Source organism: Pseudomonas sp. GM25 (assembly GCF_000282255.1).
GTDB classification, from domain to species: Bacteria; Pseudomonadota; Gammaproteobacteria; order Pseudomonadales; family Pseudomonadaceae; genus Aquipseudomonas; species Aquipseudomonas aphyarum.
In genome coordinates this window covers 1-1,231 of the sequence record NZ_AKJQ01000090.1, presented here as the reverse complement: position 1 = coordinate 1,231, position 1,231 = coordinate 1, and the positions used below count along the sequence as shown (strand labels likewise).

Genomic DNA, 1,231 nt, shown 5'->3' with positions numbered 1-1,231 from the left:
TGAATCGCCCCGGGTTTTCTAGACACTCTCCAGGCTCGCTGCGTAACGCTTTTCAAACTCTACCGGTGACAGCTGATTGTTGAAACTGTGGCGTCGTTTTGGGTTGTAAAACATCTCGATATAATCGAACACATCATCCCGAGCATCCTGGCGTGTAGTGTAGATTTTACGCTTGATCCGTTCCCGCTTTAGCAACTGGAAAAAGCTCTCCGCCACAGCGTTGTCGTGGCAGTTACCTCGACGACTCATGCTGGCTACCAGGTTGTTAGCTTTCAAGAAGCTTCGCCAGTCTGAGCTGCTGTACTGACTTCCTTGATCCGAGTGGATCATCACCTCTTGCTTCGGCTTGCGTCTCCAAACCGCCATCAGCAGTGCATCAATGGCTACGTCGCTGGTCATCTGCGACTTCATCGACCAACCAATGATCTGGCGTGAAAACAGATCGAGCACCACGGCCAAATACAACCAGCCTTCATATGTTCGGATGTAGGTAATGTCTGTGACCCAGACTTTGTTGGGTTCTCTGACATCGAATTGGCGCTTCAGTAAGTTCGGTGAGGCAACGGCTGGTTTACCGCCATATTTTCCCGGCCTCCGTCGATACCCAGTCTGAGAACGTAAACCTTCAATGCGCATCAACCTAGCCACCCGGTGACGGCCACAGCTCTCTCCAACCTCTCGCAGGTCATCATGGATCTTGCGATAGCCATAAACACCACCGCTTTCCAGCCAGGAGTGTTTGATCAACCCAAGCAGTCGCTGATCGTCCTTGGCTCGCGCAGATTTTGGTTCTGATAGCCACGCGTAGTAGCCGCTGGGATGAACCTTGAGCGTCAGGCAAAGCCGTCGAATCGCGTAGTGATCCGCTTGCTGCTTAATAAAGGCGTACTTCAGCCGCACTCCTTGGCAAAGTACGCGGCGGCCTTTTTTAAGATGTCTCGCTCCTCCGTCACCCGTTTCAGCTCGGCACGTAAACGACGAACCTCCGCGCTCTGATCATCCTCCTCAGCGCGCTGTTCCTGGGGCTTGGTGTAGCGCTTAACCCAGGCATAGAGGCTGTGCACGGACACACCCAATCGTGCAGCCACCTCCGAGACAGGAAGCTGCTTTTCGGTCACTTGCTTGACCGCCTGGATTTTGAATTCTTCGGGATAACGCTGGTTGCTCATGGCACCTCCTAATGGGCCTCATTTTAAGGCTTGGAGGTGTCTACGAAACTAGGGGCGATTCA

Annotated in this window: 1 protein-coding gene; it reads right to left on the bottom strand. The window is 53.1% G+C overall.

All coding sequences use genetic code 11. The features are described 5' to 3' along the window. Nucleotides 1-18: 18 nt before the first annotated feature. Nucleotides 19-1,169, bottom strand: a protein-coding gene (locus tag PMI24_RS28530; RefSeq protein ID WP_086788519.1) for an IS3 family transposase whose coding sequence is annotated in 2 segments (ribosomal slippage) — nt 19-935 and nt 935-1,169 — 1,152 coding nt in all. Because the reading frame shifts where the segments join, the coding sequence is not laid out codon by codon here. Between the last annotated feature and the right edge of the window lie 62 nt (nt 1,170-1,231).